The sequence below is a fragment of the Falsochrobactrum tianjinense genome (assembly GCF_019100495.1).
GTDB classification, from domain to species: Bacteria; Pseudomonadota; Alphaproteobacteria; order Rhizobiales; family Rhizobiaceae; genus Brucella; species Brucella tianjinense.
The window spans coordinates 51,215-74,848 of sequence record NZ_JAHRVA010000002.1 but is presented as its reverse complement, the minus strand read 5'-3'; the positions used below and the strand labels follow the sequence as shown (position 1 = coordinate 74,848).

The window sequence follows — 23,634 nt, the reverse complement described above, 5'->3', positions numbered from 1 at the left end:
TATAACGATTTAACTGTTATATTATGTTCAAAAACAATGGCCGCAAAGGTCATTTGCACATCTATGGCTGTGGATTCATGAAGGCTGCACTGGAAATTGTTCTCTAGAATTTGAGCACAATCTTGCCGAAATTGTCGCCGCCCTCCAACATGCAATGAGCTTTCATGGCGGATTCGAACGGCAGCACCGCATGAATGGCCGGCTCGATCTCTCCGTTTACCAGCAGCGGCATCCAGCGCTGATGGAAGCGTTCGAGCACTTCCGCCTTCTCCTCGCGTGAATGCGGGCGCAAGGTGAAGCCGCGCAGTTGCAGCATCTTGGTCAATACGGCAGGGACGTCGATCTCCGTATTGCCTGTGCTCAGAAGGCCGTCGAAGGCGAGCCGTCCGCGCCAGTGCGTGCCCTCATACACCGCCGCGCGATCTCTCGCGTATCGTAGAGCAATCAGCAACACCAAAAGATGCGGCCAAGGAAGTCAAGCATCTGCTGCCACGTAGTTAATCAAGCCCTACATCCAAAAAGCCGCGCCGGATTTTCGGTTCGACCCAGTCAAGCTTTTTCAATACAAACCATTCCCACTTTTGCTGGAAAGGCTCTAACGGTTACTTACTTCACGGCATGTCCAGATGGGGCTTGAGCGGCATATCATCCCGGATGGGCACCGTCTGCCGCTCAATCATGCGATGGACCAGAGGCGGTTTTTCACCCTGATGAAGCGCGAACAGTCGTTGTGAAACTTCAGCGTCCGATTGGGTCCGGCGCTGGTTATGGCGCACATATTCCACCCATGTGGGAACGTGGTAACTTTCAGTCCATGTCTCTGGATTTTCCAGATCGCGCAGCAGCGCCCATTGCCGCGCGCCGTCGCGAATGCGGATACGCCGCCGCGCCGCCATGGCAGCGAGAAAAGCCGGAACGTCTTCCTGAGCAATTTTATAATCGACCATAATCATGATCGGGCCACTGCGTGAACGAAGATCAAGGCGGAGCTTCGGCTCACTGAAATGGTTGAGCGGGTCGAGATTGAGCGATTCGAATTCCGGCTGCGGCAATAAAATCCCGATCAGCGCTCCGAACAGAAGCACCGCAGCAGCGGCCATCAACGCAATGGGAACGCCGAAATCTTCAGCTATCGAGCCCCACAGCCAGCTACCCGCCGCCATACCGCCGAAAGTGGCGGTCTGATAGAGCGCCAGCGCCCTGCCCACGACCCAGCGTGGCGTCGAAAGCTGCACAGTGACATTGAAGAGCGAAAGCGCCAGCACCCATGACAGCCCGGCCGGAAGCAGGAACAGGCAGCCAAGCCATATGCTTCTGCTGACCGCAAGCAGCGCGCAGCTTATGGCGAAGGCCACGAAAGCACCGCGGACCAGCCATTCATTGCCCAGAAGCTCCCGCAGATGCGCACTTGAAAGCGCGCCGCCAATAGCGCCCAGCCCGAAAAAACCCAGCATGATGCCGTAAGTGAGCGCAGTTCCCTCAACCAGATCGCGCGCCACTAATGGCAGCAGCGCCAATATGACGACCGCCGACAGGCCGAACAGAAAGCTACGGAACATGACCTTGAGCAGGTTTGGCGACATGGACGCATAGCGCAACCCTGCCACCATTGCGGAGCCGAAGGTTTCACGGGGCAGATCGGACTTGACGGTTTGCGGTTTCCAGCGCCACAGTGCGATAATGAGCGCGCAATAGCTGAAGGCATTGAAAAGAAAAGCGAACGCCGCACCTGCAACCGCAACGATCAAGCCTCCGATCGCCGGCCCAATACTGCGCATGAGATTGAAGCTCATGCTGTTGAGGGCAACAGCCGCAGGCAGGTCGGCTCTGGGAACAATGTCGCCCATCGATGCCTGCCAGGAGGGATTATGCAGCGCGCCGCCACAACCGATCAGAAAGGTGAAGCTTAGCAGCATCCATGGCGTCAGCATGCCAAGATAGGCGAAAGCGGCCAATGCGAAAGAGATAAACAAAAGCAGTATCTGCGCGGTCAGCATGATGCGGCGACGGTCAAAATTATCCGCTAGCGCACCTGCCGCAACCGAAAAAATCATTACCGGTAATGTAGTCGATGCCTGAACCAGCGCAACCATATCGTCGGAATGCGCGATGGTGGCCATCATCCAGCCCGCGCCGACTGTCTGCACCAAGCCACCCAGATTGGAAAAGAGCGTCGCTGACCATAGCCCGCGAAAAATTCTGTTCTGAAACGGTGCAAGAGCGGAAACTCTTTGCGACATCCGGACGGCCTCTCTTTTCATCCGCTTCGTTCAACCTGCCACTTAAAGTGCGACTCGGTTGGGGCAATGCATCTCAACAAAGGAATAAAGCAGAATGCCTTCATATGTTTAAACACAATATGTTTTAGAGAGTTTCATCTTTTCACAAAATCGCTGGCCTGCTCCGCAAACCAACTGGCCCTCACACGAGGGCCGGTTGGTTCCACACTCATTCCTTCACCGCGCCGGTCATGGACGAGACATAATAATCGACAAAGAAGGAATAGAGGATGACGACTGGCAACGAGCCGAACAGCGCGCCCGCCATCAGCGCACCCCATTCAAAAATATCGCCGCGCACCAGTTCGGTCAGCACTCCTACCGGTACAGTTTTATTCTCTGAAGACTGAATGAATGTAAGCGCATAAATGAATTCGTTCCATGAAAGGGTGAAGGCGAAGATACCTGCCGAAATTAGTCCCGGAACAGCAAGCGGCAGGATGATCTTGACCAGAATCTGCCAGCGGCTCGCGCCATCCACCAGCGCGCTTTCCTCCAGCTCGAAGGGGATTGAACGGAAATAGCCCATCAGCAGCCATGTACAGAAGGGAATGAGGAAGGTCGGATAGGTGAAGATCAGTGCAAGGCGTGAATCGTAAATGCCGATTTTGAAGACGATGAAGGCAAGCGGAATGAACAGGATGGACGGCGGCACCAGATAGGCCAGAAAGATCAGCAGGCCCACCGAGCGCGAGCCGGTAAAACGAATGCGCTCGATGGCATAGGCCCCCGCCACGGAAGCAACCAGAGACAGGATTGTGGAGGCCGTCGCCACCAGCATCGTGTTCCATAGCCAGCCCGGGTAGGAGGTCTCGAACAATAGATATTTGATATGATCGAGCGTCGGGCCGACCACCCAGAACGGGCTGTAATTATCGTAATCGGTAAGCTGCGAATTCGGTTTAATAGAGGTTATCGTCATCCAGTAGAATGGAAACAGCAACACGAAGACGAACAGCGCCATGGGCAGATAGAGCGTCACCACCCGGCGCGGCAGGCGGTTGAGATAGGACATACCCTGCGTATCATCGTTGAAAGCCGCATCATGGGCGGCAGGCTGAGATTGTATCTTGGTATTCATGCCGGTCTCCGTGATTAGTCGCCCCCGCCCTGCTGCCATTTGCGGCGCTGCAAGCCGAAGAAGGAGAACATGATGGCGGCAAGCAGGAACGGGATCATCGCAACAGCGATAGCCGCGCCCTCGCCCAATTGGCCGCCGGGAATAGCGCGCTGGAAGGACAGCGTCGCCATGAGGTGCGTCGCATTGACCGGCCCACCTCTGGTCAGCACATAGATGAGCTGAAAATCGGTGAAGGTGAACAGCACCGAGAAGGTCATGACCACGGCGATGATCGGGGTCAGCATCGGCAATGTTACATAGCGGAACCGTTGCCAGCTTGATGCGCCGTCCAGTGAAGCTGCTTCCTGTAGCGAAACGGGGATCGTTTGCAGGCCCGCAAGCAGCGAAATCGCCACGAAGGGGATGCCGCGCCACACATTGGCTGCGATGACAGACGCACGGGCATTGGTGGGGTCGCCGAGGAAATTGATCGGCTGGTCGATCAGTCCCATTTCGATCAGAGACCAAGAGATAATCGAGAACTGCGAATCGTAAATCCACCAGAACGCCAACGCCGAAAGCACCGTGGGCACCACCCATGGCAGAAGTACGATTGCGCGGAAGAAGGATTTAACCGGCAGGTTTTCATTGAGTAGCAAGGCAAGCCACAGGCCAAGCACGAATTTGAGCACCGAAGCTACGGACGTATATAAAAGCGTATTGAAAACAGACAGCCAGAACACACTGTCATCCCAGAGAAATTCGTAATTTTCCAGACCTATGAAAATGCCGTCTCGGCCGATTTTCGTATCGGTGAAACCGAGCCAGACGCCGAGACCCAGCGGGTAGGTCAGAAAGCAGAGCAGAAATACCGCCGCTGGCAGCATGAATAGAAAGCCGAGCATGTCGCGGTTGTTTCCCAGCCGGGCGAGAAAAGGACGCTGCGGCACACCGGGATCGGTAGGGCTTGTCATTGTCATGGACCAAATCTCCAAGGCAAAGAGCGGTAGAGGGGCGAAAGGATTGACTTTCGCCCCTCTACCGCAGCGGATCAGACGCGGTAGTACCGTTCGGCACGTTTTTGCGCTGTCGCAATGGCCTCTTCCGGCGTGGATGCACCAGTGACGGCCGCAGCGAACATATCGACCAGCACATAGTCGGCCATCACCGCAGCCGAGGCATAACCGAGCGGACCCGCATAACCATTCGGGCGCAGTGTTTCCGAAGCCCGTGCATACGGCGCATGGATCGGATTCTCGGTCCAGACGGGATTGTCGGCAAAAGCCTTTAATGGCTGGCAGCAATAGGCGCTGGAGCCTTTGATCCATTCGTTCATTTGGTCGGCTTCCATCATGAACTTGATGTAGGCCTTCGCCGCTTCAGGATATTTGGTGTGCTGGAACAAAAGCAGTGAACTGGTCTGATGCAGTTCGACACTTTTCCCGACCGGCCCGACGGGGAAATTCGTGCTGCGCATGTCTTCAGCAATTTCCGCAAGGCTCGCATCGTTCTTGGCGGCGTAATAGATGGAAACACCGTTGGCTGTCAGTGAAACCTGGCCAGCAAGAAAAGCGCGGTTGTTGTTGATATCAAGCCAGCTTTCGGTTCCGGGAATGAAGGTCGCATAAAGCTCCTTGGCATAGTTGATGGCCGCGAGCGTTTCAGGAGAATCGATCGTGACCTGCCCACTTTCGTCGACCATCTTCCCGCCATGGCTCCACAAAAGCCAATGGGCATAGTTGTTGCCGTCGCCCACAGCCTTGCCATGGGGAAAACCGGCCGGCGTTCCCTTGGCTTTCATCGCCTTGCACAGTTCGAGGAACCCGGCGGTATCCTGCGGAAATTCATCAAACCCGGCTGCTTTCATGTGGCTATCACGATAGACGATCGCATTACCGATGGCCGTCAGCGGCATGGCGATGAACTTGTCATCACGGGTCGCATAGCCCCTCAAGCCGTCATAGAAACCGCCATATTTGGCATCGAGATAATTGCCAAGTTCCGTCAGATCGACGAGCTTATCGGGATATTGATGCGCATCGTCGAACCAGCACATGACGAGATCAGGACCGGAGCCCACATTAGCGGCCACGGCGGCCTTGGGGCGGATATCCTCCCAGCTTTCCTTATCGACACGCACTTCAACACCGGTAGCTTCGGTGAATTTCTTGGTATTGGCCAGCCAGCTATCCTCGTCTCCCTTCACGAAAGGCGTCCAGCGCAAAAGGCGTAAGCTCGCACCTTCTTCCGGTTTATATTCCGGCTCGGCCGCGAAGACCGGATGAATGCCCAGACCAGTCAGGCCCGAGGCTCCCACAAGGCTTGCCGTTCCCGCAAGGAACGTTCTTCTCTTGATGGTCATATGCTCCTCCTCCAAATTCGGGACGTTCTCCCTTGCCGCATCCGCTGTCCCGATGGGCGAATGCCAATATCTGATGATCCGGCCTCTGCGAAGCGGATACGTTATGCTTTCAGACGCTCCCCGCTTTGCTCATCAAAAAGATGAACATTGCCCGGATCAATCGAAATTGAGATCATCTCGCCGGGGCGGACATTGACGCGTTCGCGGAAGACGCAGGTTATTTCTGAGCCGCCGAAACTTACGACGATCTGCGTTTCATAACCGGTCGGCTCAATGACGACGACTGGGGCGGGAAGCCCCTCACTATCGAGCTTTATATATTCGGGGCGAAGACCGTAAATCAGTTCCTTGCCTGCGGCTCCGGGATAGGCATGGGATAGCGGCAGACGGGTGCCATCAGTCGCAACAAACGTCCGGTTATCGTCAGGATCGAGCCTGCCCCGGAGCATGTTCATGGCGGGAGAGCCTATAAACCCCGCGACGAACAGATTATTGGGATTGTCGTAAAGGTCGAGCGGCGAGCCGACCTGCTCAACCTTGCCATCATGCATGACGACGATCTTGTCGGCCATAGTCATGGCCTCGATCTGGTCATGCGTCACATAGACGGTTGTGGTTTTCAGCCGGTGATGCAGTTCCTTGATTTCCGCTCTCATCGCTACGCGTAATTTTGCATCGAGATTGGAAAGCGGTTCATCGAACAAGAAGACTTGCGGATCGCGGACGATGGCGCGCCCCATGGCCACGCGCTGGCGCTGCCCCCCGGACAATTGTCGCGGATAACGATCGAGTAGAGTGTTCAGGCCCAGGATTTCGGCTGCATAATTGACGCGCTTGTCGATTTCCGCCTGCGGCGAGGAATTGAGCATCAGCGAGAAAGCCATGTTTTTCGCAACCGTCATATGAGGGTAGAGAGCATAATTCTGGAACACCATGGCGATGTCCCTCTCCTTGGGCGGCAAGCTGTTGACCGTCCTTCCGCCAATGCGGATTTCGCCGCCCGAGATATTCTCCAGCCCTGCCAGCATGCGCAACAGGGTTGACTTGCCGCAGCCGGATGGCCCTACCAGAATAACAAACTCACCGTCTTCAATATCGATATCAACGCCTTTGATGACAGGAAAATTACCAAAAGATTTCCTCACCTCGGCAAACTGAACAGCGGCCATGCGTCTCCTCCCAGAGTGCAACCTGATTTTGATTTTTCTTGCAGCGCAGTTGCGGGCTCCTCACTTCCCTGACGCGCGCTTGGGGCATTCTCCTGTTAAATCGTCTCGTCGGGACGGCTTCTATTCTTTGCTTCTCTCGCGCCGACAAAAGGTGTTTTCGTTATGGTAAGCACATTTGTGCCCAACAGCAAACGGCCATTTAAATCACCATATGGGCGATGGCGCCGCGTTGATAGTCAGGTCATCAAATCAGCGTAATTCCTTCATCCAGGACAGCCCCGCATCGGTGGAACCAGCTGGACGATATTCCGCACCGACAGGCCGCTCATAGCCTATCGAAGCCAGCAGCCGGAGTATATGGCGATAATCCAGTTCTCCGTGATCCGGCTCGCCACGGTCAGGCACCGCCGCAATCTGTATATGTCCGATATGCGGCAACAAAGCCTCCAGTCGCTTGCTAATATCACCTTCCATGATCTGGATATGATAGCAATCGAACATTAGTTTGAGATTAGGCGCGCCCAGCTCTTCGATGATGGCCAGCGCCTGCGCCGAAGTCTTGAGAAAATAACCCGGCGCGTCGCGGTGGTTGAGCGGCTCAATCAGGACCGTAATGCCATGAGGTGCAGCCAGTTCACAGGCGTAAGAGAGGTTATTCAAAAATGCCCGGTGCGCCTCATCGCCCTGCGCCTTACCCGCCATGACATGAACGCAGGCAGCCTCAAGCGCCGCCGCGTAATCGACAGCCTGACGAATCGCCTGCCGCGCCTCTTCTTCGCGCCCGACAATGGCGGCAAGCCCGTTGTCACCGGCCCCGACATCTCCCCTGTTGGTGTTCAGTCCCAGCATCGACAATCCGGTTTCCCGAAGCGCCGCACTGATCTCACCCACTTCGAATGCATAGGGCCAATGGCATTCGACCGCATCAAAGCCTGCGGCTTTGGCCGCCCGGATAGCGTCCGGGAGCGGCATTTCCTGCCACAGAAAACCTAGGTTAGCAGAAAATTTGACCATCTTAACCGTGCTTCTTAGCGGTTTGCCCCGCCATGCCGGGCAGCATCGTTCCGCTTTTTTGCGCCAATATCTTGGCCACAGCGGCGTCATCCTCCAGACCCAGCCCGGCCTGCGCTGCATCCCCGAACAAGGCAAGCGCCATCTCGCTCAACGGGGTCGCACCACCTGCACTTTCCGCCTCACTTGTAACGATGCCCAGATCCTTGACGAAAATATTCACCGCTGAACGCGGCGTATAGTCCCCTTCGACGATATGCGGCCCGCGGTTCTCGAACATCCAGGATGAGCCGGCGGAAACCCGAATGACATCGAAGACAGTTTCAAGATCAAGGCCGATTTTCGCGGCCAGGGTTAGGGCTTCAGCAGCGGCTGCGATATGAACTCCTGCCAGCAACTGGTTGATCATCTTGACTTTTGAGCCGGTTCCGACTTCGTTTCCCAGTCGGAACACCTTGGCGGCAACCGCATCCAGAGCACTCGATGCCGTTTCAAAAGCTGCGTCCGGTCCCGACCCCATGACCGTAATCTCACCCGCAATTGCCTTTAAATGACCGCCGGACACAGGCGCATCGATGACGGCCATGCCTGCCGCCTCAAGTTCCCTTGCGATTTCGAGCGTAGCGCTCGGAGCCATGGTTACGCATAGCAGGAAAACGGTGCCGGGCCGTGCACTTTCAAGTGCGCCTTTCGGCCCGAAAAGCACTTCCCTGGCCTGATCGGAATTGACCACGAAAACAAAGACCACATCGCTTTCACCGGCCTCGGCAGGCACGGAATAGGCTTCGCCCCCCTCTTTTTCGAAACGCTCAAGCACTTGTGGGTTTATATCGACGCCCTTGGCGCGAAAACCTGCACGCAGCAAGGACAGGGCTGCGCCCCACCCCATCGAACCAAGACCGATCACGGTTGCCGTATTACCTGAACCCACCCTGCTCTCCTCCTTTGATCACACCTTCTTCAGACGGTTTATCAGAAGAACGAACAGTTCCACATGGGATTTAACACCAAGTTTCTGATAGGCGCGTTTGCGATGGGTCTTTATCGTTTCTTCGCCCACCCCCAGCGTATGCGCGATATTCTCTCCCGACTGGCCTTCCACGATCAGCGAGATCACTTCCAGCTCACGCGGGGAGAGAGTGTGGCACGCCATTTCCTGCAATGATTTCGCGATCATGGACGAAGGCTGCTGCCGCCTCTCGGAGGCGCTCGTCCAGAAGCGCTTGTAAAGCGAACTCATGATTTGCGAAACGGCGTTCAGACTTTCCACTTCCCTGGGCCGGTAATGCGCCGTACCCACGCGGTACATTGCGACCTGAACGGTCTGCGTGCTCGAAAGACGGATTGCAAGGCCGATTTCGCGCAAACGCTTCGGCCAACCGATTGTGCTGTAACCAACCTCCTCGGAATGGTCGATTTCCAGAATATCCATATTGCGGGTCGGCTTTTGCAGAATCGAGGAATTTGCAAGCTTCTCCATCTGATAAACGCCGCCGCGCAGCCCAAGCTTGTGCATTTGAAAAAACGGGCTGAACCGATAGGTTGACGCGTAATATTTTTCCAAAACGTCATCGCTAATCCCGAAAGGCAGCGGGTAATTGGGCGCGAACACGCTGTCCTGGTCGTAAATCGAGATCATGGCGAGATCGAAAGAAACCACCTTCTTGAGTGCTGCGACGAAACTGCTCTCGAAATGGGGATTATCCAATTCGTCGATAAGGGCCGCTATCGCCTTATTGCTCTTTGCGAAATCGCTCGTCTCAACCGATCTCATTTTTGATTTTCGTCCCTGAACTTCGCTGGCCGTGCGAAACATGGATGATGGATTGTCTCGCCCAAGGGGGAGGACACCCCTTGGCTTTACCCCGAAGCGTACGCCTTTTCAATCGGCCTTACCAAAGTGCCAGAGCTTTTTATAACCCCAGTGCATCATAAGCAGCGATGGTTCTTTTTGCTTTCTCGCGCACGTTGGCAGCATTGTCACCGGGACGGTAAAGGCTGCTGCCCAGACCGAATGCGCGAACTCCAGCCTTGACATAATCGGCAAAGTCGCGCTCGGAAACGCCGCCAACAGCACCTACGACAGCATTGCGTGGCAGGATGGTGCAGATCGCGGCAATCCCCGAAGGCCCGAGCGTTGCAGCGGGGAAAAATTTAAGCGCTGATGCGCCGCTTTTGATAGCCAGCAAAGCCTCGCTGGCCGTATAGCAGCCCGGCATGGAATAAAGGCCGCGTTCGACAGCCGCGCCTATGACCTGTGCATCCGTATTGGGGCTGACCATGATGCGCCCGCCAAGATCGGCAAGCTTGTGAACGTCTTCCACAGTGAGGACGGTTCCCGCACCGATCAGCGCCCGCTCGCCGAACAGTTCGACCGCCTTGCCGATTGAAACCCATGGCTGGGGCGAGTTGAGCGGGATTTCTATGGCTTCAAAACCCTCTTCGATCAGGGCACCCAGAATGGCCTCCACCTCTTCGGGGCGAATGCCGCGCAGGATCGCCACCAGCGAGCGCTTGAGACCGGGCCAGGGCATTTTTGTCGATGTGGTGGACATGGCATAACTCCTTGTGAGAAAAGGCAGATCGTGCGGACCGGCTCAAGCCGTCCATATCTGGCGGGCGAGCGTATAAAGGCCGGTTCTGGTGATATCGTCGGCATTGACAATGACTGGCTCCAGACCAGCCTGTTTCATCGCCACCTCGTAAAGCAGACCCAAGCGGCCATCGGAAATGAGAACAGGCGCGCGCATGCCGGGATATTGCCGCATGGCCGCACCGATTTCCGCACCGATCAGCAGAGCTGACAATTGCACCGCGCCCTCGCCGTTGTCGCTATAGCCCAGAAGCTGGCCTGCGCGCAGTTTGAACAGACCCTGTGCCAGTGCATCGGGATCGGCAATCGCCTTACCTGCGATCAGGAGAAATGCGGGTGGAATTTCCGTGCCGCCCTTCGCCGCGCCCACCGTATGCTTGAGAATGGAATGCTTGCCGATGACGCTGAACAGCTCACCGGTCATATAGGTGGTGAAGCCATGGATGGCTCCATCGCGCATTTCCACCCATTTGCTGTGGGTGCCGGGCATGCAGATGATCCGGTTCGCGCCATTCGCTCCAAGGCCTAACAATTGCGTTTCTTCTCCGCGCATGACATCGGGAGCAGCCGGATCACGCTGCGCCACGCCCGGCAGGATACGGATATCGCGCGGCAGTTCTTCGATGCTTCTGACTGCATCGGCCAGACCGCCAAGCGTCGCCGGCACCGCGACATAGGGCGCTTCCACCCAACCCTGCCGCGCACCGGCCATGCCGCAGATTAGAACCGGCAGATCGGGATCTGCTTCCACCGATGCCAGATGTTTTTCCAGAACAACGGCGAAGCCGGTCTGCACCGCCTTCATCATGCCTTCATCCGACCGGCTTTCGGCGAGAACCGCACCATCACGGTCAAATAGCCACAGGCGAAAACTCGACGTGCCCCAGTCAACGGCGCAAACGAAAGGGGAAGAAGCAGAAACTGTCATTGGCTCAACCATCTATGGAAATCATCTCTTCGGCAATGTCGCGGACACATTCTGCCATCGCCTGTGTAATCGGCCCGGATTCAGCCTCTTCAAAACGATAGCGCGGCATGCTCACGCTGATACAGCCCAGCACGCGACCGCCCCGGTCGAGGATGACGCAACCATAACAGCAGATATCTTCTTCGTTTTCCTGCAAATCGAGCGAAAACCCGCGCTGGCGAGTTATCTCGATCTCGCGGGCGACCGCATCGCGGTCGGTAAGCGTGTATTTCGTGCGCGATACGAGAGGTATTCGCGCAAGGGTGTTGCGCACTTCCTCAGCGTCAAGACTGGCGAGCCATGCCTTGCCCACCGAACTGGAATGAAGCGGAACACGCATGCCGATGCGCGACATCATCCGAACGGTGCGATTACTTTCGATCTTGTCGATATAGACCATCTCGTCGCCACTGCGAATTGCGAGATGGACCGTCTCGTCAAGCCGGTCACGCAGGCGCGCGAGCGGTGTTTGCGCAGCCTTTCTCAGATCGGACCTGTCCCAACTGCGCGCGGCAAGGCTGATAAGACGGGGGCCGAGCAGTAATGCTCCCGTCTGCGGCTCTTCCGCCAGCATGCCTTCGGATTTGAGCGCTGCGACGATGCGGTAAACGGTCGGGCGCGGAAGGCCGACCGATGCTGCAAGTTTTGCTGTTGTCATCCGTTCGTCACTATCGCTGACCGCCTGCAACACGCGCATGAACCGCGAGAATGCCGCCGTGCCGGGCACCTCTTGCCTGCGCGCAGAACCATGTTCCTCGTTGCTCATCGGCGACGTATCCTTCCAGCCAGAACCGACCTACGCCACCAGATAGCCCCCATCGACGGGCATGACAATGCCGGTAATGAAGGCTGCGGCGGGACTGCACAGAAATGCAACAGCACCCGCAATATCTTCCGGCGCGCCCCATCGCTTCATGGGCGTCCGCTCAAGGATCGGGCCGGATCGCACAGGATCGTCCTGAAGCGCCTGCGTCAAAGGCGTGGCGATCCAGCCCGGCGCAATGGCGTTCACGCGGATGCCATCGGGCGCGTAGGCAATGGCGAGCGATTTGGTAAGCTGCGCTACCCCGCCCTTGCTTGCGCTGTAAGCCGGAACCAGACCCCCGCCAAAGAAAGACAGCATGGAGGCGGTATTGACAATGGTCCCGCCGCTTTTGGCCAGTTTTTCGCGGGCCGCCGAGCAGACGCGCATCGTTCCAGTCAGATTGATAGCGAGTACTTTCTCGAAAACGTCAAGCTGATGTTCCTCCTGGCGGCGGATCACACCGGCGCAGTTCACGACGATATCGATACGATCCAGACTATCGACCAGTGACTGCACTCCAGCTTCGTCGCACACATCAAGCTCGCGAAAGCTTATTGCAGCGCCGGTTTCGGCACGAGCTTGATCTGCGCCAAGTCCGACGGCGACCACCTCGGCCCCAAGCCGGGCAAGCCCCTGCGCCACGCCTGCGCCAATGCCGGTTGTAGCACCCGTCACCAGAGCAAGCTTCCCAGCAAAGATATTCGTCTGAAATGTCATGATTGTGCCTGCAAAGGGGAAGATTTACGGTTAGCGAGCGAGCGGCCCAAGAGCCGCTCGCAACTTCACAATTCACCACTCAACGGATAAATTGATCGACATAATCCGCGCCAAGGCCAATAGCCTCATAATGTTTGCGGCACATATCGATCTTGGTGAAGACATCTTCATACCCATTATTGTTGCCCCAGGGGTCGACGTAATACATGCAGCCGTTGACCTGGAAATAAGTGATCATTTCCTCGACGCCTTCATCAACCACCAGCGTATGAATCTCACCCGGCGGTTCAAAAGCATAGGAGCCTTCTGTGGCGACCCAGTCATGCTCCAGGTAGCGCCAGCTACCCTTGAGCACGAGGGCATGGACCGGCCCCGGATGGCGATGACGACTGAGAACGCCAGACTTGCGAACTTTCAGCAAGTTCATCCAATAGCCAGCCGAACGGTTGAGGCACAGCGGTCGAAACCAGACATTCTCAGACTGGGGCACCCAGATACGATCATCGGTCGGGATGGCGTTCGGCACCACCAGATCCGGTAGCATTTCGACTGGCTGGGGGTTCTGATAAGGCATTCGTCGCAGGACTTCGGGGTCGACATCCCCCGGCGGCTTTTCAGACACGCTCTCCTCCTTGTTCATATTATAGACACACAGTCTACAATATGAACTTTGCAATAGGCGACTGACCGTGTCAATGGCAATGTTTCCGGCCGCTCTCTTTTCCAGAAATTTCTAAAAAAGTCATTTAAACACACATAAACAAAAGCTTACGCGATAAACCGCGTAAGCTTTCTCTTCCACTCGAAAAGGCGTAAATCTGCGCAGCTTATCGATGTTCACTCAGGAAGGATGAGAAGCGGTCGATACCATCGAGAAGCTTGTCTTCCTGCACCGCATGGCACCAGCGCAACCAGCCATTGCCTTCAGGGCCGAATGCGCCACCAGGCGCAAGCCCAAGGCCCACTTCGCTGAGCAATTGCTTTGCAAGGGCAAGCGTATCGGTAAATCCGCTCACACGGAAGAAGACATACATAGCGCCGCCCGCATCGGGGACTTCGACACCGTCGAAACCCTTGAGCGCGCTTTGCAGCACGGCGCGCGTGCGCACGAGTTGCTGGCGCATATTCATTACTTCTGTCTCGCCCTGCTTGAGCGCGATGGTAGCAGCCCGCTGCGTCGGCTCGAAAATGCAGGAGAAATTATACTCGATCAGCTTCGCCAGATCGTCGCCAAGAGCTTTTGGCCCAAGAATCCAGCCCGCACGCCAACCCGTCATGGACCAGGCTTTTGAGAAGCTGTTGACCGAAATGATGCGGTCTCCCTCTTCATAATAGCGCTGGAATGAAGGAGCGGAGCGCTGGGCGGGATCGTAAACGAGCCGTTCATAGACATCGTCGCAGAACACCCAGATCCCGTGTTTACGGCAATGGGCGAGGATGGCGACAATGCTTTCTTCATCAATTGTCCAGCCCGTCGGGTTATTGGGCGAGTTGATGAAGAGCGCGCGCGTATCCGGCGTCAGGGCTGCAAACAGCTTGTCGAGGTCCAGCGACCAACGGCCTTGCGCAACGTCCAGTGCAACACGTTCGACCCGAGCGCCCAGGATGCGGGGTATCTCGCAGACATTCGGCCAGAGCGGCGTGATGGCGACGACTTTATCGTTTGGCGACAGCAGAAGCTGCGAGGCGATCATCAAACCCGACACGCCGGACCCTATCGCTGCGACTCTTTCGATATCAATAGGCCTCTCATGCAGATTGCCCAGATATTCCGCGATCGCCTCACGGAAATAGTGGCGTCCAAGATTTTGCGAATAGAAGGTCTCTCCGCTCTGCAAGGAGCGGACGGCTTCCTCGCAGATGAAGCCCGGCGTCGGGCGGTCGGATTCGCCGAACCAGAACGGCAGGACGTGGGACTGCCCCATCGCGCTATTGGCGACTTCTCGAATAAGCGAGCTGGACAGCGCCTGCACTTGAGGACGGGCCTCAATCGGAAATGACGGATGAATGTTCATGAACTGTGCCTCTGCAACACAACAAAAATATCAAAAGGGAGCGCGCGTCAGTTTTCCGACGAGCGGACGATTGAGCTGAGGAAGAACTTCGCACGATCCGTCTGCGGATTATCGAAGAAGCTATTCGGATCGTTTTGCTCAATGATTTCGCCCCGCTCCATGAATAGGACGCGGTCGGCTATCCGCCTTGCAAACGACATCTCATGCGTCACCACCAGCATCGTCACGCCGGTTTTTGCGAGTTGCTGGATCACATCGAGCACTTCCCCGACCATTTCGGGATCGAGCGCCGAGGTCGGCTCGTCGAAGAGCAGAACAGCTGGCTCCATCGCCAGCGCGCGCGCAATTGCCACGCGCTGCTGCTGTCCACCTGAAAGCTGGTCGGGATATTTATGCGTATGCTCCGCAAGGCCGACACGTTCGAGCAACTGCTTTGCCTTGGCTTCGGAATCAGCCCAGGAACGCCCGCGCACCCGCACCGGAGCGATGGCCACATTCTTGAGCGCGGTCATATGCGGAAACAGATTGAACTGCTGGAACACCATGCCGACTTCCGCGCGCACCTTGACAAGGTTCTTGCCCTGCGTAACAGGTACACCATCGACAGTAATCGATCCCGAAGAAAAATCCTCAAGCAGATTGATGCAGCGTATAAGTGTAGACTTTCCCGAGCCCGACGATCCGATGATCGTGATGACTTCGCCGCGCTTTACTGCAAGATCTATGCCCTTGAGGGCATGGAATTTGCCGTAATGCTTTTCCAGACCCTTTATCTCTATGATCGTTTTCGCGTTGTTCACTTTTTGATTGTTTTGGCTCATTTATAGTTCCTCCCGCTCGGTCGCGTGATGTTTCGCATTATCTTCAACGAGAGCGCTTTTGTTTCGACTCGAGGATATTGACGATGCGGACGAGCGGCAGCAGCAGGACCAGATACAGCACTGCGGCGCCGATCAGCGGCGAGGGATTGGCATAGAATGCCTGTGTCTGGGTCGCCTGTTTGAGCAGATCCGGCAGAGCGACGACAGAGGCAAGTGCGGTATCCTTGATCAGGCCTACAGCAACGCCGGTCGCCGGAGGAATGACCATGCGCATGGCTTGCGGCAGGATCACATCGATCATCATGCGCGGCCAGGAAAACCCGAGGGCTTGCGCTGCTTCGAATTGGCCACGCGAAACCGCCTCAATACCGGCACGGAAGGTTTCAGCCATATAGGCCGAAGCGACAAGCGACAGGGCTGCGGTAGCGGCCCAGAACGACGTCAGCCGAAGGCCGAGGAACGGCAGAGCGTAATAGATCAGTACGAGCAAGACGAGCAGCGGTATCGCACGGAACAGATCAATATAGGCGGTCGCGAGAATGCGTGTGACATAGGGCGAATAAAGGCGGATCAACACCAACACTAACCCCAGAGCAAGCGAAATGACCAAGCTCGTCGCACCAAGAACAATGGTGAGGCCAAAGCCTTTCAAAAGCAGCGGGGCCGCGTCCGTAAGAACCCCTATATTCACAAATGTCGTAATAAAATCCATTCAAACCACCAATGGTATCGTGTTCGTTCGGCCAATCGCAGCAGACAGGCATGGAAAATGGCCCCTCTGCGGAGGCCATTTTCTTCTCGCTATCATCGAGCCAGTCAGTTCGTGGGGATCGGATGCACTTTCAGCGTGCTGGAATCAGCGTCTGCATCCGTTCCGAACCACTTCTTGTGGAGACGTTCCATCTCGCCTTCATTCTTCAGGGCTGTGATGGCTTCGTTCACGTCGTTGAGAAGCGGGCTATCCTTGCGCAGCATCAGGCCGAACTGCTCATTGGTCGGAATGGTCGCTACGATTTTATACTGCGGCTTGTCGCGGATGTAGTAAGCGTCGATCGGGCAATCGTGGATAAAGCCAGAAATACGGCCAGTCGCAATGTCGAGCATTGGTTCGGCATTTCCATCATAACGCTTGATGGTTCCAAACTTATGCTTCGCCTCATTGTCCGAAGCCCATATTTCACCGGTGGTTCCGGTGATGACTGCGACGTCCTTGCCTTCCAGGCCATCAAAACCTTCAATGCCACCTGAGGTCGCTACTGTAAGACACTGATCTGCATCATAGAAAGGCTGCGTGAACGAAACTGATTCAAGCCGCTTGGACGTAATGGTGATGGAGCCGATCGCAATATCCGCGCGGCTCGACTGCACAGCCGAGAACAGACTGTTGAAAGGCATTTGCGTAAATTTGGCGGTCTTGTTGATGCGAGCGGCAATCAGGTCAACCAGATCGACCTCAAATCCTTGAAGTTTGCCGCTGGCGTCTTCAAATTCAAAAGGCACATTGGCGATATTAGTGGCGATCGTGATCTCCTCCGCCACTGCGGCCGAGCCGGATGCCACCAAAACTGCAATAATCGCCGAAGCGGTTCGCTTGAACATCAATTCCTCCTATTATGCGCGCGCAATTCTCTAAGGGCGCCTGATGCCCCTATATTCGAAATCAAAGCCGACAAGTATCCCACTTAAAGGGGACACCTGCCGTTCCAGACCTGTTTTTTGTAAAGAGAAATAAAGTCGACTGAAGTTCAAGCCGCTTTGCTGCGCTGGAAAGGGCCATGCGGAATTTCCGGTGGTGTGAAAGACTCGGCCGAGGCACGGTCCCAGCGGCTATACCAGTCCGACAATTCGGGAATCTCGTTACCCGATACCAGAAAGCCCTCCGGCAGATAGGGATAGGCTTCGTTGCCGTCGAGAAACTCATTGTCCTTCTGGCGGAACATAAAATGATAGGGCATGAAATCACTCGGATTGGTCAATCCGGCAGCACCGGCGATTTCGCCCAGTGCGCGCATCGTGTTGCGGTGAAAGCGCGCCACGCGCTCGCTTTTGTCACCAACGTCGATGGCCTTCTGGCGCAGCGGGTCCTGCGTGGCGATGCCGACAGGGCAGGTATTGGTGTGACATGACTGCGCCTGGATGCAGCCGACGGCGAACATAAAACCGCGCGCGGAATTGCACCAGTCGGCCCCCAGCGCCAATGTGCGGGCTATGTCGAAGGCCGAGATAATCTTGCCCGCGGCCCCTATCTTTACCTCGTCCCTTATGCCCGCCCCGCGCAGGGCATTGTGCACGAAAGTCAGGGCTTCGAGCATTGGCATGCCGACGCGGTTGGCAAATTCCACAGGGGCTGCGCCCGTGCCGCCTTCGGCACCGTCCACGACGATGAAATCGGGATTGATGCCGGTCGCCAGCATGGCCTTCACCATGCTCATAAATTCACGCCGATGACCAATGCAAAGCTTGAACCCGATGGGCTTGCCGCCCGAAAGCATCCGCAACTGGCCGATGAATCGCATCAGTTCGATGGGGGTGGAGAAAGTGCTGTGCGCGGCCGGGGAAACGCAATCCCTCCCCATGGGAATGCCGCGTGCTTCGGCTATTTCTGCCGAAATCTTGGATGCAGGCAACATGCCGCCATGGCCGGGCTTGGCCCCCTGGCTCAGCTTCACCTCTATCATTTTGACTTGCGGATCGGCGGCAGTGGCGGCAAATTTTTCCGGCGAAAAACTTCCGTCATCATTACGACAGCCGAAATAGCCCGACGCCACCTGATAAATAAGGTCGCCGCCGCCTTGCCTGTGATATTTGCTGATGCTGCCTTCGCCGGTATCGTGGGCGAATTGGCCTTTCCGCGCCCCGCTATTGAGCGCCAGAATGGCATTCGCCGACAGCGCTCCGAAGCTCATGGCCGAAATATTGTAAAGGCTCGCATCATAGGGCTGCCTGCACGCCGAGCCGCCGATTCGCACGCGAAAATCCGTATTCGCGATGACAACCGGGGCCGCCGAATGGGTCAACCACGCATAGCCGGAGCCATAGACATTTTCGATAGTGCCAAAAGGACGCTTGTCTTCCTCACCCTTGGCACGCTGATAGACCAGACCGCGATCCTGCCTGCTGAACGGCACCTCGTCATGATCGGCTTCGAGCATATACTGGCGAATTTCCGGGCGGATGCTTTCAAGGATGAAGCGCATATGCCCGATGATCGGATAATTGCGCAGGATCGCGTGCCTGCGCTGGCGCATATCATGAATGCCGACAAGCACCAGCCAGCCGAAGAAAGCGGCGGGAAGCCATAGCCAACTGCTATAGAAAACTGCCCCCAGAAGCGAAAACAATGCCAGAAGTACCGCAGCAACACAAACCGTGTAACGCTGGTATGCAAACATAACCGTCACCGTCAAACATGCTGTCCGTCCAGAACACATAGAGGCTCCGCCCGGCTTTGTCCACAAAGCCCGGTGCGTTATCATCTGCTATTCAGACATGAGATCATTCCCCCGCCAGCAGTTCCTCCACTTCCCGTGCGGTCGGGGCCGCCGCACCGGCTCCTGCCCGCGTAACCGCTATTGCTCCCGCCGCCGATGCATAGCGCACACAGTCATGCAGCGACCGGCCCTGCGAATAGGCAACCGCAAATCCGCCATTAAAACTGTCGCCCGCAGCCACGGTATCCACCACCTTGACCTTGAAAGCCTCAAAATGCGTCACCTCATCAGCCGTGACCAGCAATGAACCACGCCCGCCGAGCTTTACGATCACGACCTTGGGGCCGCCCTCCAGAAGCCTGCGTGCCGCTTCTTGTGCCGAGGCAATGTCAGTCGGCTCGATCCCCGTTATTTCGGCAGCTTCCGTTTCATTGGGTGAAACGATATCGCTGAGCGCAATCAGATCGGCCATGCGTCCTGCGTCGCCAACCGGCGCCGGATCGAGGCAGACCACCCCGCCCGCAGCCCTCACTGCCCTGGCGACCGCCAGATTGGCCTCATGCGGAACTTCGCGCTGCAAAAGCGTTATTTTCGCTTTGGCGATATCAGCAGCATATTGATTGATGTCCGTCGCCGACCAGCAAGCATTGGCCCCCGCACAGACTGCAATCGTATTCTGCCCGGCTTCTTCAACCTGAATAATGGCCATACCGGTATCGACATCGTCCAGAATGCGAATGCCATCCGTTCCGAGGCCGAATTGCTGCATTTCCTTCAAGGCCAGATCGCCGAAAATATCCCTGCCGACCGCGCCCGCAAAACGGACCTCGCCGCCAAGCTTCGCAATCGCCACGGCCTGATTGGCGCCCTTGCCGCCAAGCCCGATACCATAGGCCGAGGCGTTGACAGTTTGTCCGGGCCGGGGGAGCGTGGCCATTCTCGCGCTGACATCGACATTCACACTGCCGAAAACAAAAATCTTCACCGAAAGCTCCGTAGTTTAATTTGCTCGAACCATAACGATGCCAGCATCAAAGTGCCATATCTGCAAATGCGTACACACAAATAAGACCGGTACAAACACTCCGTCAGAGCGGATAGGCATTTGCCTCCGCCCGCAAAGCTGCTAATTAACAACGTCTGTTTTCATCGGTATTCGTAATGTTTTTGTTGCTGGTTTCCTTTCTCGCAAGCGCCGTGCTTTGTGCTGCCGCTCTTTATGTCCTGTCTTCATTGCTCCCGGCCAGGTTTCTGGCCGCACAATTCAGCGCGCGTTCCAACCATACGGTTCCGGCGCGGCAAATCGGCGGCCTTGCACTCATACCGGCGATACTTATCACGCTGTGGATGTTCGGAACGGATAACGGGGTCAACAGCAGCCTTGTTCTCTGCCTTTGCGGCGCGACAGCATTGCTCTGGATCATTGGCGGATTAGATGACCGCTTTGAACTTTCCGTGGCGACGCGCTTCAGCTCGCAATTTATCGCCGCTTGCCTTGTTGTTTATGGACTGGGTCCTGACTTCCGCCTGCTGCCCGACATCCTGCCTCACTGGGCCGAAATTGCGCTTATCGTCATCGCCCTGGTCGCGACAATCAACGTAACCAATTTCATGGATGGCCTCGACCTGATGACGGCGGTCGGCATCGGCGCACCGCTGGTTGGCGTTGTCTTGCTTGCGACACTTCATCTTGCTGGGATGGAAAGCGGTACGATAGCCGCCATAACGGCAGGTGGGCTGCTGGGATTTGCATTCTTCAATCGCCCTCCCGCAAGTATTTTTCTGGGCGATTCAGGCAGTTTTCCGCTCGGTCTTCTCACCGGTACTGCATTCCTCTTGCTGGCGCAGGAAACCCACATCGTCGTTGCCCTCATCCTGCCACTCTATTATATTCTTGATGCGCTCACCACCATCATCTTGCGCGCTATTGCAGGCGAGAATATTCTCAAGGCACATTCCAGACATGCCTACCAGATTGCCCGGCGATCAGGCTGGAGTGTCCTGAAAATCACCGGTCATATCGCGCTGCTCAATATTATTCTGATCGGCAGCGCCATCGCGATGATGAGCCTCGATCATATGTTCGTGCGGATAGCGTTTCTTCTGGTGGCGATTGTCGCTGTGTTGCTGCTACTGCTCGATTTTCGAGGATGCTTCAAGAAGCTATGACGCCAAACAACACCTTGCGGATTGCATCAATATCGCCACTTTCCATCGCGGCGCGCAGCGCATCCAAGCTTGCAGGCACATCGACATCTGCCTTCTTGCCCTTCGGCGCGCGCATGATCTTGGGATGGCGTGTCGCCTGTACATGCGAAGGGTCATAGAAGAGTTCTTCATACATCTTCTCGCCTTCACGGACACCTGTCACCTCAATGGCGATGTCACCTTGCGGATTTTCCTCGTTGCGGACGGTAAGCCCCGCCAAAAGTATCATGTTTTCAGCCAGATCGATGATTTTCACCGGATCGCCCATCTCAAGCAGAACCGTATCGCCCGATTCTGCGATAGCACCCGACTGAACAATCAATTCCGCCGCTTCCTTGATGGACATGAAATAGCGCGTCATATCCTTATGCGTCAGAGTCACCGGCCCGCCCTGGGTGATCTGCTCGCGAAAGAGCGGCACGACCGAGCCGTTGGAACCGAGCACATTGCCGAAACGGACGGAATAGAACAATTTCTGCTTGCCAGCTTCCGCGGCCAGCAGGCCGTGATAATAGACCACCAGCTCGGCCCAGCGTTTCGTCGCACCCATGATATTGGTGGGCCGTACGGCTTTGTCCGATGAGATCAGCACCATGCGTTCCACATCCGTGGCAAGGGCTGCAGCGGCAACTTCCAAAGTGCCAAAAACATTGTTGTAAATGCCGATTAGCGGGTTTTTCTCGACCAGCGGCACATGTTTATAAGCCGCGCAGTGGTAGACGGTGTCGACGCGATGATCACGGATCGCCTTTTCGATACATAACCGGTCACTCACGGAACCGAGGACCGGTACGACAGGGCAAAGCGCGATCTCCCGCAATTGCCTGTCAATCTGGTAAAGCGCGAATTCACTCTGCTCGAAAACAACTATACATGCGGGGTTGCGTCGAGCGATGGTGCGGCAAAGCTGGCTGCCGATCGATCCACCCGCGCCCGTCACCATGATGCGGCGACCTTCGACCACCTCACGCAGCAGATCGTCGTCCGGTGGAACGGGCGAACGTCCAAGCAGATCGTCAATCTCGATATTGCGCAGGGCGCTGACCAGATATTTTCCAGCCGTCAGGTCGGCAATGGGTGGGAGAATGCGGGTATTAACCGCCAACCGGCCCAGAAGGCGGGCAAAATGCTGCCTTTGCTGCTGCGTAAGCCCCGGCTCCGAGATCAGAACCTGATCAATGCCGAAATTCTCGATCAGGTTTGGAATCTGCTCAGTGCCATATACGCGTAGACCCACAATATCCATACCGGTGAGTTGTTCGTCTGGATCGACAAAACCGATCACACGCGTATCACTGTGGCTTCGGAGCGCGACCGCAAGCTGGCGTGCCGCCTCGCCTACACCTATGATAAGTGCCGCGCTCGAATAGGTCTTGTGCGTTTCAGCGTTTCGCAACAGCCATTTTGCGCCAAAACGGCTGGCCGAAATCAGCACCGTACTCAAAAGCCAGTAAAGCAGAGGAACGGAACGCGGTAATCCTGTACCACCAGAAAGCTCCATAAGAAAGACCAGAGCCACCCAGAAAAGGGCGGAAATGGCCGTAGCCTGAAAGATCGGCCATATGGATCGCTCAGCCAGATAGCGGATAATGGCCCGATAGAGGCCAAACCGGACGAAGACCGGAACGGCCAGAACCGGCGCTATCAGAATAAGAAAGAATTGCGTATTTGTCGGAACGAAAACAAAGCCAAGACGTATGACAAAAGCGAGATAGGCGCTGAGCAATAACAGAGCGAAATCGCTCAGCAGCAAGATGATCTGCTTGGCACGGCGCGGCAGCAATGCCAGCCTGTGCCAAAAACATCCAAAATTCATGCGCATCCGCCCCAAGCCATCAACGAGAGAAAACTAAAAGTGCCGACAAAGGCCCGATCGATGTAACGAAGACAAACAGTTTCGGATCCCGCTTGGCCAAATCGGCATCTCCAATTCCTGACCCAACGCGCATCATTTTCCATTCTCCAAAAGCCGTTCATGCTTCGAAAAATGCGCCGGAGCCTGACAAATCGCGTCTGTGCTGTGATGTGTAACGGTAAAATCATATCAATCACAGCATCGTTAGCATGAGTCCCATTATGGAACCATATTAATTGATAAAACCGGGTTTCATGGTGATCATATATACCCCGTAAATGCTTGAAAGTAGATATAGGACGGCCCACCCTTGCTGAAAGGATAGGCCGTCCTGATCATAT

General features: G+C 56.0%; 22 protein-coding genes. 1 reads left to right on the top strand and 21 read right to left on the bottom strand.

The genetic code is table 11. From position 1 onward, the window contains the following. Positions 1-103 precede the first annotated feature (103 nt). From KUG47_RS05980 to rbsK, 20 genes are all read right to left on the bottom strand, one after another. Positions 104-412 carry a zinc-binding dehydrogenase gene (locus tag KUG47_RS05980; RefSeq protein WP_217677059.1) on the bottom strand — a complete coding sequence of 103 codons (309 nt, stop codon included), beginning with the start codon at positions 410-412 and terminating at the stop codon, positions 104-106. Positions 413-611: 199 nt separating this feature from the next. Next, positions 612-2,240 carry an MFS transporter gene (locus KUG47_RS05975; protein ID WP_217677058.1) on the bottom strand — a complete coding sequence of 543 codons (1,629 nt, stop codon included), beginning with the start codon at positions 2,238-2,240 and terminating at the stop codon, positions 612-614. 208 nt (positions 2,241-2,448) lie between these two features. Continuing rightward, positions 2,449-3,360: a carbohydrate ABC transporter permease gene (locus KUG47_RS05970; RefSeq protein WP_217677057.1), complete on the bottom strand. Its 912-nt coding sequence runs from the start codon at positions 3,358-3,360 to the stop codon at positions 2,449-2,451. Positions 3,361-3,374: 14 nt separating this feature from the next. Beyond that, positions 3,375-4,319: a carbohydrate ABC transporter permease gene (locus tag KUG47_RS05965; protein WP_217677056.1), complete on the bottom strand. Its 945-nt coding sequence runs from the start codon at positions 4,317-4,319 to the stop codon at positions 3,375-3,377. 71 nt (positions 4,320-4,390) lie between these two features. Further along, positions 4,391-5,701, bottom strand: a complete 1,311-nt coding sequence (locus tag KUG47_RS05960) for an ABC transporter substrate-binding protein (protein WP_217677055.1) — start codon at positions 5,699-5,701, stop codon at positions 4,391-4,393. A 101-nt stretch (positions 5,702-5,802) separates the two neighbouring features. Continuing rightward, entirely contained in the window at positions 5,803-6,870 is a 1,068-nt protein-coding gene (locus KUG47_RS05955) for an ABC transporter ATP-binding protein (RefSeq protein ID WP_217677054.1), read from the bottom strand. 249 nt (positions 6,871-7,119) lie between these two features. Then, positions 7,120-7,884: a hydroxypyruvate isomerase family protein gene (locus KUG47_RS05950; protein WP_217677053.1), complete on the bottom strand. Its 765-nt coding sequence runs from the start codon at positions 7,882-7,884 to the stop codon at positions 7,120-7,122. Position 7,885: 1 nt separating this feature from the next. Continuing rightward, the gene (gene ltnD / locus KUG47_RS05945; RefSeq protein ID WP_340162788.1) at positions 7,886-8,812 is read right to left on the bottom strand and encodes an L-threonate dehydrogenase; all 927 of its coding nucleotides are present in this window, start codon (positions 8,810-8,812) and stop codon (positions 7,886-7,888) included. Positions 8,813-8,830: 18 nt separating this feature from the next. After that, positions 8,831-9,655 carry a helix-turn-helix transcriptional regulator gene (locus KUG47_RS05940; RefSeq protein WP_217677052.1) on the bottom strand — a complete coding sequence of 275 codons (825 nt, stop codon included), beginning with the start codon at positions 9,653-9,655 and terminating at the stop codon, positions 8,831-8,833. Positions 9,656-9,794: 139 nt separating this feature from the next. Then, entirely contained in the window at positions 9,795-10,436 is a 642-nt protein-coding gene (locus KUG47_RS05935; protein ID WP_217677051.1) for a 2-dehydro-3-deoxy-6-phosphogalactonate aldolase, read from the bottom strand. Between the two features lie 42 nt (positions 10,437-10,478). Further along, positions 10,479-11,402, bottom strand: coding sequence for a 2-dehydro-3-deoxygalactonokinase (locus KUG47_RS05930; RefSeq protein ID WP_217677050.1), 924 nt, complete (start codon positions 11,400-11,402; stop codon positions 10,479-10,481). Positions 11,403-11,406: 4 nt separating this feature from the next. Beyond that, entirely contained in the window at positions 11,407-12,207 is an 801-nt protein-coding gene (locus KUG47_RS05925) for an IclR family transcriptional regulator (RefSeq protein WP_217677049.1), read from the bottom strand. Positions 12,208-12,237: 30 nt separating this feature from the next. After that, the gene (locus KUG47_RS05920; protein ID WP_217677048.1) at positions 12,238-12,963 is read right to left on the bottom strand and encodes an SDR family NAD(P)-dependent oxidoreductase; all 726 of its coding nucleotides are present in this window, start codon (positions 12,961-12,963) and stop codon (positions 12,238-12,240) included. Between the two features lie 79 nt (positions 12,964-13,042). Then, a complete protein-coding gene (locus tag KUG47_RS05915) occupies positions 13,043-13,537 on the bottom strand; it encodes a 2,4'-dihydroxyacetophenone dioxygenase family protein (RefSeq protein WP_254799369.1) in 495 nt (164 codons plus the stop codon). A 253-nt stretch (positions 13,538-13,790) separates the two neighbouring features. Beyond that, complete coding sequence (locus KUG47_RS05910; RefSeq protein ID WP_217677046.1) at positions 13,791-14,978, bottom strand: pyridoxal phosphate-dependent aminotransferase; 1,188 nt, start codon at positions 14,976-14,978, stop codon at positions 13,791-13,793. 47 nt (positions 14,979-15,025) lie between these two features. Next, positions 15,026-15,799, bottom strand: coding sequence for an amino acid ABC transporter ATP-binding protein (locus tag KUG47_RS05905; RefSeq protein WP_254799336.1), 774 nt, complete (start codon positions 15,797-15,799; stop codon positions 15,026-15,028). Positions 15,800-15,842: 43 nt separating this feature from the next. Then, positions 15,843-16,511 carry an amino acid ABC transporter permease gene (locus KUG47_RS05900; RefSeq protein ID WP_217677045.1) on the bottom strand — a complete coding sequence of 223 codons (669 nt, stop codon included), beginning with the start codon at positions 16,509-16,511 and terminating at the stop codon, positions 15,843-15,845. A 104-nt stretch (positions 16,512-16,615) separates the two neighbouring features. Continuing rightward, positions 16,616-17,398 carry an ABC transporter substrate-binding protein gene (locus KUG47_RS05895; RefSeq protein WP_217677044.1) on the bottom strand — a complete coding sequence of 261 codons (783 nt, stop codon included), beginning with the start codon at positions 17,396-17,398 and terminating at the stop codon, positions 16,616-16,618. Between the two features lie 146 nt (positions 17,399-17,544). Further along, positions 17,545-19,191: an FMN-binding glutamate synthase family protein gene (locus KUG47_RS05890; RefSeq protein WP_217677043.1), complete on the bottom strand. Its 1,647-nt coding sequence runs from the start codon at positions 19,189-19,191 to the stop codon at positions 17,545-17,547. 103 nt (positions 19,192-19,294) lie between these two features. Further along, entirely contained in the window at positions 19,295-20,167 is an 873-nt protein-coding gene (gene rbsK, locus KUG47_RS05885) for a ribokinase (RefSeq protein WP_254799368.1), read from the bottom strand. 224 nt (positions 20,168-20,391) lie between these two features. Here rbsK and KUG47_RS05880 point away from each other — a divergent pair, with 224 nt between their 5' ends. Next, positions 20,392-21,399 carry an MraY family glycosyltransferase gene (locus tag KUG47_RS05880; RefSeq protein WP_217677041.1) on the top strand — a complete coding sequence of 336 codons (1,008 nt, stop codon included), beginning with the start codon at positions 20,392-20,394 and terminating at the stop codon, positions 21,397-21,399. Here the strand turns inward: KUG47_RS05880 and KUG47_RS05875 are convergent. Then, complete coding sequence (locus KUG47_RS05875) at positions 21,386-23,254, bottom strand: polysaccharide biosynthesis protein (RefSeq protein ID WP_217677040.1); 1,869 nt, start codon at positions 23,252-23,254, stop codon at positions 21,386-21,388. The two genes, KUG47_RS05880 and KUG47_RS05875, sit on opposite strands and share 14 nt — an antisense overlap. Between the last annotated feature and the right edge of the window lie 380 nt (positions 23,255-23,634).